The sequence below is a fragment of the Bradyrhizobium sp. CCGUVB14 genome (assembly GCF_024199935.1).
In the GTDB taxonomy this organism is placed as follows: Bacteria; Pseudomonadota; Alphaproteobacteria; order Rhizobiales; family Xanthobacteraceae; genus Bradyrhizobium.
In genome coordinates, this window is record NZ_JANADS010000001.1 from 744,138 (window position 1) to 759,803 (window position 15,666).

The window sequence follows — 15,666 nt, forward strand, 5'->3', positions numbered from 1 at the left end:
GTGTTTCGTTCCCTGTTAGCGCGACGCCACGAGTGGCCACAACTCATCGGCGCCTCTGGAGGCGACGAGCTTGCCGAGCTCGACGGCCCAGTAGCTTTCGGAGCCGAAATCGTCGCGCCAGGCCAGCGCCCGCAGCGAGTAGCGGTGCAGGATGTGCTCGATGGTGAAGCCGATCGCACCGTGGACCTGATGCGCGATGCCGCCGCCCTTTTCCGCGGCTTCCGCGCAGCGAATCTTCGCCGAGGCGGCTTCGAGGTAGACCTCATCATTGAAGGACGTGGCGTTTGCGATGGCGTCGGCGGCCGAGGTCGCGGCTGCCAGCGCGGCGGCGGATTCGCCCGCGAGGCGTGCGAGATTGTGCTGCACCGCCTGGAATTTCGAGATCTTCTTCTCGAAGGCGACGCGCTCGTTGGAGTAGCGCACGGAGATGTCGAGCATGGATTCCAGCGCACCGGCGATCTGGAGGCTGCGCGCGACGCCGCCCATCAGCATCAGATTGGTCTGGTCAACGCCATCAGGCGCAACCTTGATGGTGACAGGCTGCACCTTGTCGAGCGTTACGGTATCGCTGTGGTCGTAGCCGAGATTGAGCCCGGATTCGATGCGGGCCTTGCCGGCATCGACCAGCGCGATCGAGACGCCGTCCTTGCCATGCGCGAGCACCGCAAAATGCTTGGCCGCCTTGGCAAAGGGCACGCCGCGGGCACGGCCGGAGAGTGAGCCGTCGGCATCAATCGTGATGCGATCCTTCGGCGAGGCCGGCAGCACCGTCATCTCGCCGTCGGGCGAAGCGATCTTCGCCTGCGCCAGCAGCCAGCCGGCGAGCATGGTCTCGGCGAGGGGAACCGCGACGGCGAAGCGGCCGGCAGCATTCAGCAAGGCAAAACCATCGGCGAGGCTCGCGCCGGAGCCGCCGAGATCGTCGGACACCCAGGCCAACGGCAAGCCGGCTTCGCTCAGCGCCTGCCACAGCGGCGCCTGCCACGAATTCTTCTTGTCGTTGTTGATGGTTTGTGGGTCGGCGAGATCGGCGAAGATCTTCTCCGCGGTCTCGACGACGATATTGTCACTCTCCGCCACAGCGTTCCCCGTGTTTTGCCATTGGCGCATCCTGCCCGAGGGGCGGCGCGCGATCTCTTCTTGCGCCCGATGATCCGAAAAAGCCATGGCCCTGACAAGCGTTGATCGCAGGCCCATCTGCATCGCCGGCATGGGGGCGAGGATCAAAAAATGCTAATTCCGCTTAGCGGAGTTTGCTCGATTTGCAGGGCGCGGCAAACTCGCTAAACAAGGCGCCACATTCAATCACGGGGAAGGAAATCCGGATGGCCAAGGACAGTTTGTGCGCAATCGTGACGGGGTCCGCATCCGGGCTTGGCGCTGCGACCGCGGAAATTCTCGCGCGAAGCGGGGCGCGACTCGTCATCAACTATTCGTCGAGCAAGACCGAAGCCGAGGCCACGGCGGAGCTCTGCCGCAAGGCGGGCGCTGCCGAAGTGCTGGTCGCGCAGGGCGACGTCTCGAAGGATGACGATTGCCGCAGGATCGTTGCAGCCGCGAGCGGCTGGGGCAACCTGGACATTCTCGTCAACAATGCCGGCACCACCAAGCATGTTGCCCACGGCAATCTCGATGGGCTCTCGGCGGAAGATTTCCAGCGGCTTTATGCCGTCAACACGATCGGCCCGTTCCAGATGGTGCGCGCTGCGCGCAGCCTGCTCGAGGCCGGTGCAAGCGCGTCGGGGCGCCCATCCGCCGTGGTCAACATCTCCTCCGTCGCCGGCATCAGCGGCGTCGGCTCGTCGATTGCGTATGCTGCGAGCAAGGGCGCGCTGAACACCATGACGCTGTCGCTGTCGCGCGCGCTGGCGCCCTTGATCCGCGTCAACACGGTGTGTCCCGGCTATATCGACACGCCCTGGTTCACCAAGGGCCGCGGCGAGGAACAGGCAAAGCAGGTGCGCGACAGCGTGATCGCGAAGGTGCCGCTCAAGGTCGCATCTTCTGCCGAGGACATCGCGCAGCTCGTCTGCTTCCTGGCGATGCCGGCCTCCAGCAACATGACCGGTGAGGTCGTGCGCATGGACGCAGGGATGCATTTGATTACGTGAAGTCGTGCTCCGCGCGCGCGGCAAACACAGCCGTCGTCCCGGCCTAGTGCGCAATTGCGCACGGGGGGCCGGGACCCATAACCACAGGGCGTGGTTATGGCGCGAAGTCGGCAACTACTAATCTTCGCCAAACCAAGTTCGGTGGCTATGGGTCCCGGCCTTCGCCGGGACGACACCGAATTTGTTGATAGGCGAAGCGCAAAGCGGCTGTGACCTACCCCTTGATCACGCCGCTCGCGACCAGGCGGTGCCAGATGAACAGCACCACCACCGCGCCGATCGTGGCCATGATGAAGCCCGCGCCTTGGTCCGGGCTGTAATGGCCGATGGCCTGGCCGACGAAGGTCGCCAGAAACGCACCGACGATGCCGAGGATGGTGGTGAGGATGAAGCCACTCGGGTTGTTCGGTCCCGGTGCCAGAAAACGCGCGATGAGGCCGGCGACGAAGCCGACCACGATGATCCACAACAGGCCGCCCATGCTCATGTCAGTGCTCCCCTTGCCGAATGCGTAGATCCAACTTCGATTAAATTCGTCCCGAGATCTCGTTCTCGGTCGGCAGCCGTCCGTCCGGCGTCAGATGATCGACCACCTGCGGCAGGTATTGGCTGAGGCCGGAGAGCAGGTCGTCGCGCGACAGGCCGCTCTGGGCCGACAGGCTCTGGATTTGGTCGGCGCCGAGTGCGTTGGCGAGATCGCCGGGGCTGATGGCCTTGTTCTCGCCCTTGCCGACCCAGGTGCTCGCGGTCTCGCCGTGGCCACCCTGCTGGAGCTGGTTGAGGAGATCGCCGAGGCCGCCGCTGAGCACGGAGCCCGCCGCACCACCCGCGAGCAGGCCGCCGAGGCCGCCCTTGAGGACATCACCGAGGCCGCCACCGCCACCAAGCGCGCCACCGAGGCCGCCGCCCGGGCCCGCGTTCACCGGGGGAGGGACAGGTGTCGGCGCCGATTGCGGCGCGGCGCCCGGCTGGCCTGCGGTGATGTGCTTGAATGCCTTCCAGGCGAGCAGGCCGAGGATCGCCATCGTCATCGGCGACATGCCGCCGGACGATTGCTCTGAGCTCGGGGTGCTCGGGCCGCGGGGACCGTTCTGCATGCCGTTGAGGACGTCGAGTAGACCCATGGTGCTCTCCTTTGGCGTCTCGTTCGGCGAGCTCTCGCCGCTGACTGCCCCCGGGGCAAAAACATATGGGGCTCTCATGACGGTTACAAGGCGGATGCGTCGTGATGGGCATGCCGCTCTACCTCTGCTATCGAAGGCCGGTCGTTAAGGGGAGCAAGGTCTGGTGGTTACGGATCGACCGATCGTGGTGGCCGGCGCCGGCGCCATCGGCTGTTTTGTCGGAGGCCAGCTGGCAGCTGCCGGCCGTCGGGTCGCACTGCTGGTGCGGCCGCGGGTGAAGACCGAGATCGAGCGGTTTGGCCTGCGGCTCACGGATTTCGACGGCGCCGAGACGAAGCTGGATGCGGGCCGGCTCGCGCTGTCGGAGGATCCTTCCATCTTCCACAGCGCCGGCATCGTGCTGGTCACGGTCAAGAGCGCCGACACCGCCGATGTCGCGGACCAGATCGCGCGGCACGCGCCGCAGGATGCCGTCATCGTGTCGTTGCAGAACGGCGTCGGCAATGTCGTGGTGCTGCAGGAGCGGCTCGGCGGCCGGCGCGTGCTCGCGGGCATGGTGCCTTTCAATGTGGTCGCAATGGGTGAAGGGCGTTTCCACCGTTCGACCTCCGGCGACATCACCGTTGGCGAAGATGCCGACAACACGGCTGCGGCGCTCTCGGTGCCGGGGCTCAATCTGCGCGCCAGCCGCGATATCGCCGGCGTGCAATGGGGCAAGCTGATCATCAATCTGAACAACGCGCTCAGCGCGCTGTCCGACATGCCGCTCGCCGCGCAACTGGCGAACCGCGACTGGCGAAGACTGTTCGCCGACCAGATGGCGGAAGGTCTGGCCGCGCTGAAGGCCGCCGGCATCACGCCGGCCTCGGCAACGCCAATCCCGCCGAACTGGACGCCGACCCTGCTGAGATTGCCCGACATGATCTTCAACGCGATCCTGGGGCGGACGATGAAGATCGATCCCGAGGCACGCTCCTCGATGTGGCAGGATCTGAAGCAGGGCCGCAAGACCGAGATCGACTATCTCCAGGGCGCAGTCATTGCGTTGGCCGAGCAGAACAATGTCGACGCGCCGCTGATGCGCCGCATTGTTGCGCTGATCAAGCAGGCGGAGACGGCCGGGAAGGGCCCGCCGGGGCTTTCGCCGCAGCAGATCCGCGGCGCGGCTTGAGAGCGAGGGAGGAGCGGGATGAAGCGTTGTTTGATGATCGGGCTCGCGCTGGTCGCGCTGTGCGGCGCGTCGACGCTGGCCTGCGCCCGGCCACCGACCGTCACGAACTCTCCCGGCTACGATGCGCGCTTGCAGGAGAGCCGCAAGGCGTTGAGCAATTCACAGACGGCTCCGGAACCGGCTACGCCGCCCGTGACGACACCCAAGAAGAGCAAGAAGAAGCTGCCGAACTGAGGCAACAAACTCCACTGTCGTCGCAACTTTATCCCTTCTTCGCCGGCTTGCTCGGCGTCGGGCTGAACAGCTTCTTGATATCGTTCAGGCTCTCCGACAGCCGCGGCCATTCGCAGGAGAACGACCCCTTGGTGCAGGGCGTGCCCTTCTGGCGCAGCGCCTTCGGCCGTTCCACGGGCACCGGCACCCGCTCGACCTCGGTTCGCAGTGCGACCTGCTGAAGCTGCTGCACCTGTTGTTCCTGCTGCTCGCGCTGCTGCCGTGCCGTGGCATGGGCCGCTTCATTGCTGCGGCGCTGATCGGCGAGATAGGCGGTGTAGGATTCGTCGATCTTCTTCTGCTCGTCCGGCGTCGGGTTCGGCCCGGCGATGTCGAAGGTGCGATCCTGCAGGAAGTCGTAATAGGTGTACCCGCCGCCCGCCTTGCGCCGGCCCGCGAACTTGGCGTTGCAGTCTGCGAGCGCCGAGGTCTTCTCGGCCTTGGTCGGGGCTTTTTCGGCAGCGTCGGCGCATTCCTCGAAGTCGACCGGTGCGCGCTTCCACCATTGCGCGTGGGCATGCGACGACGTCAGCAGAAAAACTCCTGCTGCGGCAACGAGAAGCGGCGCCGCACGACGCGATGCAAACACGGACAACATTTTACGAGAGCATTCCCTGCAAAACTCAACCCAACCTGAGTCGGGCCCGATTTTTGCTCCATTATCGACGCCTTGTCACCCGTGGAACCCCGGAAATTCATGGCTGGGATGCTGACATTTTTTGCTTGACGTGGCGCAGGAGTCACAGCCGCGCGGCACTGGATGCGTTTAGAATTTTATCGGTTTGAATCCAAAGGGGAAAGTCGGTCATGAGAGTGCTGGCCTGCATCGCCGCTGTCGCATTGGTTTTGATTTGCGATCGAGCCTTTGCCGCGGACGAGGATGCGCCCAATCGCAAGCCGGTGAAGGTCGTTGCCGATGCGCGGCTCTCGGTCGGCGGCCAGGGCATGCTGCCGCTCTATCTCTCCAGCGACTGGTCGATGCCGCTGCCGGCGATTTCGCGCGCCATCGTCGTGCTGCATGGACGCCTGCGCAATGCCGACGAATATTATATGTCGGCTCATACCGCGCAGCTCGCGGCTGGCGGCGATGGCCAGAGCGCGCTGATGATCGTGCCGCAGTTCCTGGCCGAGATCGATATCGAAGCCCACAAGCTGTCCGCGGACACGCTGCGCTGGTCGCTGGAAGGGTGGGAGGGTGGCGACGCCGCGCTGGCGCCGAACCCGGTGTCCTCCTTCGAGGCACTCGACGCGATCCTCGCCAAGCTTTCCGACCGGCGTATATTCCCGAATTTGAAGCAGGTCGTGGTTGCCGGTCATTCCGGCGGCGGCCAGGTCGCGCAGCGCTACGCGATTGCCGGCAAGGGCGAGGTGGCTCTGTCGCGCCAGCACATCGACGTGCGCTATGTCGTCGCCAATCCTTCCTCCTATGCCTATTTCAGCAGCGAACGGCCTGAGCCCAAGATCGCCGCATCCTGCCCGGGTTACAACAACTGGAAATACGGCATGGACGCGCGTCCGCCCTATCTTGGCGACGCGACGCCGGTTGCGCTCGAGCAGCGCTATGTCGAACGTGAGGTGATCTACCTGCTCGGTACGCTCGATACCAATCCGGAGCATCCTGCGCTCGACAAGAGCTGCATGGCGAAGGCCCAGGGCCCGTATCGCTACGCGCGTGGCCACAACTATGTGGACCTGATGGCGAAGCGTGATCACGGCACGCCCAATCACAGGGTATGGGACGTCGCCGGCGTAGGCCACGACGGCGACAAGATGCTGACTTCGAAATGCGGCCTCGCGGCGCTGTTCGATATTCCGGGCTGCGGTGCGGAGCGTTGATGCCTTGAAGGTCCGGCCCCGGCTGTTACACTTCGCGCCGTGAGCGTCTCATCCTGAGGCGCCGCCAAGAAGACGAAGTGGAAACGCCTGATGCTCCTGCCCCTGTCCGATGTGCCGCGCTGGTATGCGCAACGCAAACCCGAAGGCAGCATCGCCGTCCAGCATGGGCAGGATCGACTGACATGGGACCAGCTCGAGCGCGGTGCCAACCGGCGCGCGCGGGCATTTGCGGCGAAGGGCGTCAAGCCCGGCGATTTCGTCGCGATCGGATTGCCCAACGGCAACGCGTTCTTCGAGACCAGCTTTGCGGTGTGGAAATGCGGTGCGACGCCGACCTCGCTGTCGTGGCGGCTGCCGCGCGGTGAAGCCGCAGCCGTGCTCGAGATCCTCCGGCCGGCGCTGGTGGTCGGCGGCGAGGCCGACTGGAATGCGCAAAATCGCCTGCCGGCGGATTTCGTGCCGGAAGGTTTTTCCGACGCGCCGATCGACCCGCCGGTGGCGCGCTACTGGAAGGCCATGACCTCAGGCGGCTCGACCGGCCGCCCCAAGGTGATCCTCGATCACAATCCCGCGGTCGTCGACACGGCCGCACCGCCGCCGCTCAACATGCCTTTCGGCGCCTCGCTGCTGAATCCGGGCCCGCTTTATCACAATGCGCCGTTCATCGTGTCGCATTATGCGCTGTTCTACGGCGGCAAGCTCACCGGCCTCGTCAAGTTCGACGCCGAGGAGACGCTGCGGCAGATCGAACGCGAGCGCGTGCAATGGGTCAATTTCGTTCCGACCATGATGCACCGGATCTGGGCGCTGCCGGAGAACGTTCGCAACGCTTTCGACGTGTCGAGCCTGCAGACCGTCTTCCACATGGCGGCGCCCATGCCGCCCTGGCTCAAGGAGAACTGGATCGCGTGGCTCGGGCCGGAACGGGTCTGGGAGCTCTATGGCGGCACCGAGCGGCAGGGTGCCTGCATCATCTCCGGCACGGAGTGGCTGACGCACAAGGGCTCGGTCGGCAAGATCGGCGAGACGGCGAAGCTCCGCATCATCGGCGAGGACGGCAACGACGTCGCGCTAGGTGAGACCGGCGAGATCTACTTCCTCAACAATGACGGCAAGGATGCCACCTATCACTATCTCGGCGCCGAGCCGAAGCGTCGCGCCGACGGCTGGGAATCGCTCGGCGATATCGGCCGGCTGGATGCCGAAGGCTATCTCTATCTCGGTGACCGCCTCGCCGACATGGTGCTGCGCGGTGGCGCCAACATCTATCCCGCCGAGGTCGAGGCCGCCGTCTCCGAATGTCCCGGCGTTCGCTCCTGCGTCGTGGTGGGCTTGCCGGATCCGGAACTGGGCCAGCGCGTGCACGCCATCATCGAGCCGGAGGCGAATGCGGATGGCCAGGCGATTGCGGACGGCATGGCCGACTTCCTGAAAGACAGGCTCAGCCGCTACAAGCATCCCGAGAGTTTCGAGATCGTCAGCACGCCGCCGCGTGACGATTCCGGAAAGGTTCGCCGCACATTGCTGCGCGACGAGCGCGCGGCGTGGATGAAGGAGGGCCGCGCCTTCCGTATCATGCCCGCGAAGGCGCGGGCGCACGCCGAATAAGACATCACAGAGGGACTGAATTCCATGACCATCACCATCGCAGCGAACAGCGTGTCGAAGCCGCCGGCCGATATCATCGAAGGTTTCCGGAACGCGCCGACCTCGATCATCTCAGACAATCTCGGCCGGCTGCCGGGCGCGGTCGGGCTCAAACCCTATCATCGCAGCGGCAGGCTGATCGGTGCGGCCTTCACGGTGCGCACCCGGCCCGGCGATAATCTTGCCATCCACCGCGCGCTCGAGCTGGTCGGCCCCGGCGATGTCATCGTGGTCGATGGCGGCGGCGACGAGACCCGGGCGCTGGTCGGCGAGATCATGAAAAACATCGCGCAGTGGCGCAAGGCGGAAGGATACGTGATCGACGGCGCGATCCGCGATGTCGCGGCGTTCGCCGGCGACGACTTCCCCTGCTTCGCCCGCGCCGTGATCCATCGCGGCCCCTACAAGAATGGTCCCGGCGAGATCAACGTGCCTGTGACGATCGGCGGTAGCGTGATCTCGCCCGGCGACATCGTGGTCGGTGACGAGGATGGCGTGGTGTCGTTTCCTGCCGCCGGCGCCGCGGCGCTGCTGGAGGCGGTACGCGCCCAGATCAAGCGCGAGGACGAGACGCTGAAGGCGATCCGCGAGGGCCGCTATCAGGGGTCCTACGGCAAGTCGTGATCTGCGCGAGGATGATTTGCCGACCGTTGCCGCTGTCGGAGGCTATTTCCAAATATTTTCCTCGCCAACGCGCTTTTAGCGGAGATCACTTCAAGTGCTGCGGAGTTACGCATTCGTCCTGCTTGCTGTTTTGATTCTGCTTCTGTTCACCTCCGGAGGACCACCGGAGATTGGGACTCTTGCCTCGGATGGTGCGTCGACGACTTCTTACGGTCGAATGACGGAAGAGACGTACGCAAAAGCAAACGATCTTGCCGTGGATGCAGTTGGAAAGCGTTTTGCGGCAAGTGGAATCTTGCGATGCCCTGGCGGAGCCAGCAGTGCTCAAGTCACTGGCGCGCGCGACGTGATCACGACGGTTGCTCACGCATTCCGGGACGTTTGCAAGCCCCACACGCCGCCTGAAAAATGTAGATTCGAATACTATTTGGGAGCGGAGAGGCGCACCATTCCTTTGTCGGCGGCCGTATGGATGGGATCCTGCATCGACAGTGCGCCAAAACAGGGCAGCGCCGATTGGGCCGTCGCAAAGCTCGCATTTCCTGCCGACGTGACGCCCTACGAAATTTATGAGCAGCCCGAAACTCTGGTGGAGCGAGAGCGTGTTCTGGCGGTCGTGGGCTATGATATCGAAGCCACCGGTAAGATGGACAAAGCCGGGCCGTTCAACAAGACGATACAAGAGTGCCAAATCCGCGACGCGAGGGATTGGCGGACTTTTGAAACAAACTGCGAGTTCGAATTCGGAGCATCAGGCAGCGCCCTGTTTCGCCAGTGGGGCCGCCGAATGACGATGGTCGGCATCGTCTTCGGAGACTATCATGATAAGGATTATTGTCCGCTTGGCCGCTGCGAGTTCCGGAGCCGCAAATGGTCGAGCTTGTTCGTTACCCTGAGGGGCGAGTTCAAGGACCAACTCTTGGCCACTGTGCGTCAGTCTGCAGCTAAATAGAGATAAAGGGATAGCGCCGTGAGCCAGAAGGACGAATTCCACAATCTCGACAATGCCGCCGATGGGCTGTTTCGCGAGCTGACGGCAGGGGTGACCACGCGCATCTTCTCCGGCGAGCAAGCGATGTTGTCGGTGGTGACGCTGGCGCCGCATGCGCAAGGCAAGCTGCATCATCATGCCGAGGAGCAATGGGGCGTGCTGCTCGAAGGCTCTGCGATCCGTGTCCAGGGCGGCGAGGAGATTGCCGTTGAGAAGGGCGACTTCTGGCGCACACCCGGCGATGTGCCGCACACCATGCGCGCCGGCCCTGACGGCGCCCGCGTGCTCGATATTTTTAGTCCACCACGACCTGAATACAAAAAGGCGGGGTCGGGTTTCGGGACGACCTGAAGTGCGCACGGATTCGGTCAAGCGAAGGGCTTCCGGTTCGGCCCCTGCTTTGATATGTACAGCCCCAGGCAACCCGCCGTTACCGGCGGGTTCCGCGGTCCCGTAGCTCAGCCGGATAGAGCGGCGGTTTCCTAAACCGTAGGTCGCATGTTCGAGTCATGCCGGGATCGCCATTCTCCTACTCCTCTTAGATCGCTTAAGCCGAAATCCGCGCAAAGCGTTTGCGATATTCGGCGGGCGTCACGCCGACGTGGCGGGCGAAGGCGCGGCGCAGCGTATCCGCGTCGGCAAAGCCGCAGTGCTTGGCCACTTGCTTGGGGGCTTCGTTTCCAAGCTCCAGCAGGCGCCTTGCAGCGTTGACGCGGGCTTCCTCCACCCAGGTGGCGGGCGTGATTCCGACCTCGGCACGAAACAGCCGCGCAAAGTGACGCGGACTGATGTCCATGCGCGCCGCGAGGCTTGCGACGCTGTGGTCCAGTCCGGGATTGGCGGCGACCCAGCGCTGCAGCTCCTGCAGCGCGGCGCGGCCGGCGGGGACGGTCTCGCCCTTGCGGGTGAACTGCATTTGTCCGCCCGGGCGTTTGAAGAACATGACGAGCTGGCTCGCGACTTTCATCGCGATCTCGCGCCCGAGATCCTCCTCCACGAGCGCGAGAGCGAGATCGAGCCCGGCGGTCACGCCGGCAGCCGTGCGGAGCTTGCCGTCGGTGACGTAGATCGTGTCCTTGTCCACGCTGACAGCGGGGAATTTTTCGGCGAGCCGGTCTGCGACCGCCCAATGCGTCGTGACCCGTCGGCCGTCGAGAAGCCCCGCCGCCGCAAGGAAGAAGGCGCCCGAGCATACCGACCCGAAGCGCCGGGTCTTGGAAGCGCGTCGGCGCAGCCAATCGATCACGACGCCGTCCGCCGGCACGTCGGCAGCGTTCGGGCATCCCGCGATCAACAAGGTGTCGATGCTGTCCTGGAAACCGCGATCGATGACGCGGTCGGGCATCAGCCGCACGCCTGACGAGCTGCGGATCGGACCCGGCTCTGCTCCCGCCACCATCAGCGCATAGGCTTCGTGCCCGGCCTGTAAATTCGCCTCGGCGAAAACGTCGAGAGGCCCGGCCACGTCGAGAAGCTGCACCCCGGGCAGCGCAATGATCACGACAGTTCTCGATCTCAGCTTCGCGCTCATGTCCGGCTCGGTCGGTATTTGTCCGTTTTTGACGTTTTACGTCATTTGAGGACAAGTTAGCTCCGATCTAGCTTGCGGTCGAGCCAGGATTTTCAGGAGACCATCATGCAAGAGATCACCGAAGCCGCCGCCATTCCCGACAGCAAGCTGGCGCGCGCCATCACCGCGTACATCCGAGACACCGAGACGGATCTGCTCTTCAACCATTCCAGCCGCGTCTATCATTTCGGCGCGCTGGCCGGCATCCGCCGCGGGCTGAAGTTCGACCGCGAGCTGCTCTATGCCGGCGCCATGTTTCACGACATCGGGTTGATACGGGGCCATGGCAGCAAGCACGAGCGGTTCGAGGTCGATGGCGCGCACGCCGCGCGCGATTTCCTGCGCAGCCACGGCATCTCCGAACACGATGCCTACACGGTCTGGACCGCGATCGCGCTGCACACCACGCCGGGCGTGCCGCAGCACATGCATCCCGTCGTCGCGCTGGTGACGGCGGGCGTCGAGATGGACGTGCTCGGACTGACCTACAAGGAATACTCCGACGCCGAGCGCGAGGCAGTGGTGAGAGCGTTTCCGCGCACGCCGCACTTCAAGGAAGACATCATCCAGGCATTCTACGACGGCATCAAGCACAAGCCGGATACGACGTTCGGCAACGTCAAGGCCGACGTCATCGCCGACAAGGAGCCGCATTTCCACCGTGGCAATTTCTGCGGCGTCATCCGCGGTTCGCACTGGCACGGCTGAGTCAGTTGCGCCGCCGGCGGTTCTCGCGGTTTTGCCGCGCGTCAAGACTCCAATAAAAAAAGATCGGCACGGCTTTGCGCGCCATCGTGCTTGCGAAGCGAGAGCCGTATTCACATCTCCGCTCCCGCAATTCTGGGGTGTGGCCTTGGTTAACACGGCCGCCCAGTTGCGAATTGTGGAGATGAACTATGAACGTCAATGGTTTCGATGGCGCCTGGCTGATGCAGCCGGCGCTTTGGGCCGCGGCAGCGATCGCGCTCGTGATCCTGCTGCGGATTGCCAATATCTTTCGTTATATTCCGAATAATCAGGTCGGCATCGTCGAGAAGCTGTGGTCGACGACCGGGTCGATCGACGAAGGCTTCATCGCGTTGAACGGCGAGGCCGGTTACGAGCCTGAAGTGCTGCGCGGCGGCCTGCACGTGTTCTTTCCGTTCATGTACCGGATCCACAAATCGGATCTCGTCACGGTCGGACAGGGCAAGATCGCCTATGTGTTCGCGCGCGACGGCGCGCCGCTTCAGCCATCGCAGGTGCTCGGCGCCAACGACACCGAGGACAGGTCGGATTTCCAGGACGTGCGGCGCTTCCTCCTCGGCGGTGGCCAGAAGGGGCCGCAGCGCAAGATCCTGCGCGAAGGCACCTATGCGATCAACACGACGCAGTTCGCGATCATCACCGACGAACGCGTCTACGGTCATGCCCTCAGCGGGCAGGAGCGTAGCGTGCTCGACGCCATGCAGCTCACCATCGCCGAGCGCTGGGGCTTCGCGCCCGTCGTGCTCGCGGCCGATCATGATCTGGTCGGCGTGGTCACCGTGCATGACGGCCCGTCGCTGCCGTCGGGCGAGATCATCGCACCAGAGGTCGGCACGGACTTGCGCGACGACGAGATCTTTCACAACAATTTCCAGGAGCCCGAGAAGTTCTTGGCGGCCGGCGGCTACCGTGGCCGGCAGCTCCAGGTCATCGTCGAGGGCACCTGGTACATCAACCGCCTGTTCGCGACCGTCGAGGCCGTGCCGAAAACGGTGATCCCGGTCGGCAATGTCGGCGTCGTCATCTTCTACACCGGCCCGCATAGCGACGACGTGTCGGGCGAGCAATATCGCCATGGCGAACTGGTCGTGAACGGCGGCCGCGGTGTCTGGAAGGACCCGTTGCTGCCCGGCAAATACGCGTTCAACACCTATGCCGGCAAGATCGAGATCATTCCGACCGTCAACTTCATCCTGAAATGGGTGCGCGGCGAGGTCGGTGCGATGAAGCTGGACGAGAACCTGTCGGAGATCTCGCTGATCACCCGCGATGCGTTCGAGCCGACGCTGCCGCTCTCGGTGGTGATGCATATCGACTACAAGAAGGCGCCGATGATCATCCAGCGCTTCGGCGACGTGAAGAAGCTCGTCGAGCAGACGCTCGATCCGATGGTCAGCGCATTCTTCAAGAACATCGCGCAGAAGATGACCCTGATCGAGCTGCTGCAGAACAGGGCGCAAATTCAGGAGGAATCGGCGGCGCAGATGAAGGCGAAGTTCGAGAGCTATTCGCTCGACCTTCAGGAGGTCCTGATCGGCACGCCGCGTGCCGCTGCCGGCGACCACACCATCGAGAACATCCTGATCCAGCTGCGCTCGCGCCAGATCGCGCGCGAGCAGATCGAGACCTACCAGGAGCAGGAGAAGGCCGCCGTTCAGGAGCGCGCGCTCAACGAAGCGAAGGCAACCGCGGCGGCGCAGACCGCGCTGACGCAGTCGCTGATCCAGATCAAGGTGAACGAGAACGAGGGCGCTGCCGCGTTCGCCCGCGCGCAAAAGGACGCGGAGACCCGAAAGGTGACCGCCGCCGCGGTCGGCGAGCAGTCACGGCTCGAGGGCCAGGGCGAGGCCGATCGCGTGCTTGCAGTCGGTACGGCCAACGCTCAGTCGACAAAGCTCTCGGTCGACGCTTACGGCGGACCGGAGTTCAGGCTCGCCGAGCAGAACTTTGCGAAGTTCGCGGAAGCCCTGACCAAGATCAACCAGCCCTTGGTGCCGCAATTCCTGATGTCCGGCGCGCAAGGCCAGGAGAGCAACAATGCGGGCCTGATCCCGACCGCGATGCTGAGCTCGATGTTCGGCCGCATGATGCCCGATGCGCTGGAGCGGCTGAAGGAAGAGGCGCCGCGCGCGGACCGCAGGCCGAACGGGCATTGAGCGCTGTTGATTTGCTTGAACGGCGTGAAAATTGCTAACAGAAGCGACCGGGCTGGAAGCGCGCCTTCCAGCCCGGTCCATGCTTACCCAAGTTGCTTGCCCACATTCGGAGACAATGATGCCTTTCGATTTGATCCTGCGCGGCGGACGGGTCGTTGACCCCTCGCAGAAGCTCGATGCGGTGACCGATGTCGCCTTTTCCGGCGGCAAGGTCGCCGCCGTCGGCAGCGGGCTCAAGGCGGATCCGGGCACAGACGTGCGCGACGTCTCGCAGTTCATCGTGACGCCGGGCCTGATCGATCTCCACACCCACGTCTATTGGGGAGGCACCTCGCTCGGCATCGATGCCGAGGAATTCTGCCGCGCCTCCGGCGTCACCACCTCGGTCGACACCGGCAGCGCCGGCCCCGGCAATTTCGCCGGCTTCCGCAAGCATGTGATCGAGCCGAGCCAGGTCCGCATCCTCGCTTATCTCCACGTCTCCCATGCCGGCATTTTCGGCTTCTCGCACCGGATCATGGTCGGCGAGAGCGAGGAATTGCGGCTGATGAATCCGATCGAGGCGGCGAAGGTGGCGGACGCCAACCGCGATGTCATCGTCGGCATCAAGGTGCGCGTCGGGCTGCACTCCTCGGGCACCTCGGGCGCCGTGCCGCTCGATATCGCGCTCCAGGTCGCCGACGAGGTCGGCATGCCCTTGATGGCGCATATCGACCATCCGCCGCCGACCTATGAAGAGGTGCTGGCGCGCCTGCGCCCCGGCGATGTGCTGACCCATGCGTTCCGTCCGTTCCCGAATTCGCCGGCGACCGCGCAGGGCACCGTGAAGAAGGCGGTGCTGGATGCGCGCGAGCGCGGTGTGCTGTTCGATATCGGCCACGGCAAGGGCTCGTTCGCGTTCAAGACCGCGCGCGCCATGCTCGCCAACGGCTTCTACCCGGATACGATCTCCTCCGACATCCATCAGCTCTGCATCGACGGGCCGGCCTTCGACCAAGTGACTACCATGTCGAAATTCCTCTGCATGGGCATGTCGCTGTCGGACGTGATCGCGGCCTCGACCGAGAACGCCGCAATGGCGTTGCGACGGCCCGAGCTCGGCAGCCTCAAGCCGGGCAGCGTCGGCGACGCCACGCTGATCTCGGTGAAGCAGGGCCAGTTCGACTATGAGGACGTCGTCGGCGAGCACCTCATCGGCGACAAGAAGATCGTCTCCGAAGGCGTCGTTATCGGCGGCCGCTGGTGGCATCCGAATTAGGCGGAGCACAAGGCGTCGCGGAGTTTCGCCTCTCCCCGCCTGCGGGGAGAGGTCGGAATTTGCGAGAGCAAATTCCGGGTGAGGGGGACTCTGCGCGAGTCTAACTCTCACCGTGTTTGCGGAAGCAGCCCCTCACCCCAACCCTCTCCCCGTAAGAA

General features: G+C 64.2%; 16 protein-coding genes and 1 tRNA gene. 12 read left to right on the forward strand and 5 right to left on the reverse strand.

Features of this window, described 5'->3' with window-relative positions; genetic code table 11:
* Positions 1–15: 15 nt before the first annotated feature.
* Positions 16–1,080: an acyl-CoA dehydrogenase family protein gene (locus NLM32_RS03525; RefSeq protein ID WP_254127893.1), complete on the reverse strand. Its 1,065-nt coding sequence runs from the start codon at positions 1,078–1,080 to the stop codon at positions 16–18.
* Positions 1,081–1,325: 245 nt separating this feature from the next.
* Between NLM32_RS03525 and NLM32_RS03530 the strand changes: the two genes are divergently transcribed.
* Positions 1,326–2,111, forward strand: coding sequence for an SDR family NAD(P)-dependent oxidoreductase (locus NLM32_RS03530; protein WP_254127894.1), 786 nt, complete (start codon positions 1,326–1,328; stop codon positions 2,109–2,111).
* 214 nt (positions 2,112–2,325) lie between these two features.
* Here NLM32_RS03530 and NLM32_RS03535 read toward each other — a convergent pair whose 3' ends face one another.
* Positions 2,326–2,598, reverse strand: coding sequence for a GlsB/YeaQ/YmgE family stress response membrane protein (locus tag NLM32_RS03535; protein ID WP_194479162.1), 273 nt, complete (start codon positions 2,596–2,598; stop codon positions 2,326–2,328).
* Between the two features lie 40 nt (positions 2,599–2,638).
* Entirely contained in the window at positions 2,639–3,235 is a 597-nt protein-coding gene (locus NLM32_RS03540) for a YidB family protein (RefSeq protein WP_254127895.1), read from the reverse strand.
* Between the two features lie 163 nt (positions 3,236–3,398).
* Between NLM32_RS03540 and NLM32_RS03545 the strand changes: the two genes are divergently transcribed.
* Positions 3,399–4,406, forward strand: a complete 1,008-nt coding sequence (locus NLM32_RS03545; RefSeq protein ID WP_254127896.1) for a 2-dehydropantoate 2-reductase — start codon at positions 3,399–3,401, stop codon at positions 4,404–4,406.
* 18 nt (positions 4,407–4,424) lie between these two features.
* Positions 4,425–4,640, forward strand: a complete 216-nt coding sequence (locus NLM32_RS03550) for a hypothetical protein (RefSeq protein ID WP_254127897.1) — start codon at positions 4,425–4,427, stop codon at positions 4,638–4,640.
* Between the two features lie 28 nt (positions 4,641–4,668).
* Here the strand turns inward: NLM32_RS03550 and NLM32_RS03555 are convergent, their stop codons facing one another.
* Complete coding sequence (locus tag NLM32_RS03555; RefSeq protein WP_254127898.1) at positions 4,669–5,277, reverse strand: hypothetical protein; 609 nt, start codon at positions 5,275–5,277, stop codon at positions 4,669–4,671.
* Between the two features lie 209 nt (positions 5,278–5,486).
* Here NLM32_RS03555 and NLM32_RS03560 point away from each other — a divergent pair, with 209 nt between their 5' ends.
* The 6 genes from NLM32_RS03560 (at position 5,487) to NLM32_RS03585 (ending at position 10,301) form a co-directional block, all read left to right on the forward strand.
* Positions 5,487–6,515, forward strand: a complete 1,029-nt coding sequence (locus NLM32_RS03560; protein ID WP_254127899.1) for an alpha/beta hydrolase — start codon at positions 5,487–5,489, stop codon at positions 6,513–6,515.
* Between the two features lie 90 nt (positions 6,516–6,605).
* Positions 6,606–8,123, forward strand: coding sequence for an AMP-binding protein (locus tag NLM32_RS03565; RefSeq protein WP_254127900.1), 1,518 nt, complete (start codon positions 6,606–6,608; stop codon positions 8,121–8,123).
* A gap of 24 nt (positions 8,124–8,147) precedes the next feature.
* On the forward strand, positions 8,148–8,786 hold the full coding sequence (locus NLM32_RS03570) for an RraA family protein (protein WP_254127901.1): 639 nt from the start codon (positions 8,148–8,150) through the stop codon (positions 8,784–8,786).
* A gap of 94 nt (positions 8,787–8,880) precedes the next feature.
* Entirely contained in the window at positions 8,881–9,738 is an 858-nt protein-coding gene (locus NLM32_RS03575) for a hypothetical protein (RefSeq protein ID WP_254127902.1), read from the forward strand.
* 18 nt (positions 9,739–9,756) lie between these two features.
* Entirely contained in the window at positions 9,757–10,128 is a 372-nt protein-coding gene (locus NLM32_RS03580) for a cupin domain-containing protein (protein ID WP_254127903.1), read from the forward strand.
* A gap of 96 nt (positions 10,129–10,224) precedes the next feature.
* Positions 10,225–10,301, forward strand: a tRNA-Arg gene (locus tag NLM32_RS03585).
* Positions 10,302–10,324: 23 nt separating this feature from the next.
* On the opposite strand, the gene NLM32_RS03590 is transcribed toward NLM32_RS03585, so the two are convergent.
* Positions 10,325–11,308, reverse strand: a complete 984-nt coding sequence (locus tag NLM32_RS03590; protein ID WP_254127904.1) for a GlxA family transcriptional regulator — start codon at positions 11,306–11,308, stop codon at positions 10,325–10,327.
* Positions 11,309–11,413: 105 nt separating this feature from the next.
* On the opposite strand from NLM32_RS03590, the gene NLM32_RS03595 reads away from it, so the two are divergent.
* The 3 genes from NLM32_RS03595 to NLM32_RS03605 all read left to right on the forward strand — a co-directional run bounded on the left by NLM32_RS03595 (position 11,414) and on the right by NLM32_RS03605 (position 15,508).
* The gene (locus NLM32_RS03595; RefSeq protein WP_254127905.1) at positions 11,414–12,055 is read left to right on the forward strand and encodes an HD domain-containing protein; all 642 of its coding nucleotides are present in this window, start codon (positions 11,414–11,416) and stop codon (positions 12,053–12,055) included.
* A 188-nt stretch (positions 12,056–12,243) separates the two neighbouring features.
* The gene (locus tag NLM32_RS03600) at positions 12,244–14,250 is read left to right on the forward strand and encodes an SPFH domain-containing protein (protein WP_254127906.1); all 2,007 of its coding nucleotides are present in this window, start codon (positions 12,244–12,246) and stop codon (positions 14,248–14,250) included.
* A 118-nt stretch (positions 14,251–14,368) separates the two neighbouring features.
* Positions 14,369–15,508, forward strand: coding sequence for an amidohydrolase/deacetylase family metallohydrolase (locus NLM32_RS03605; protein WP_254135198.1), 1,140 nt, complete (start codon positions 14,369–14,371; stop codon positions 15,506–15,508).
* The last annotated feature ends 158 nt before the right edge of the window (positions 15,509–15,666 follow it).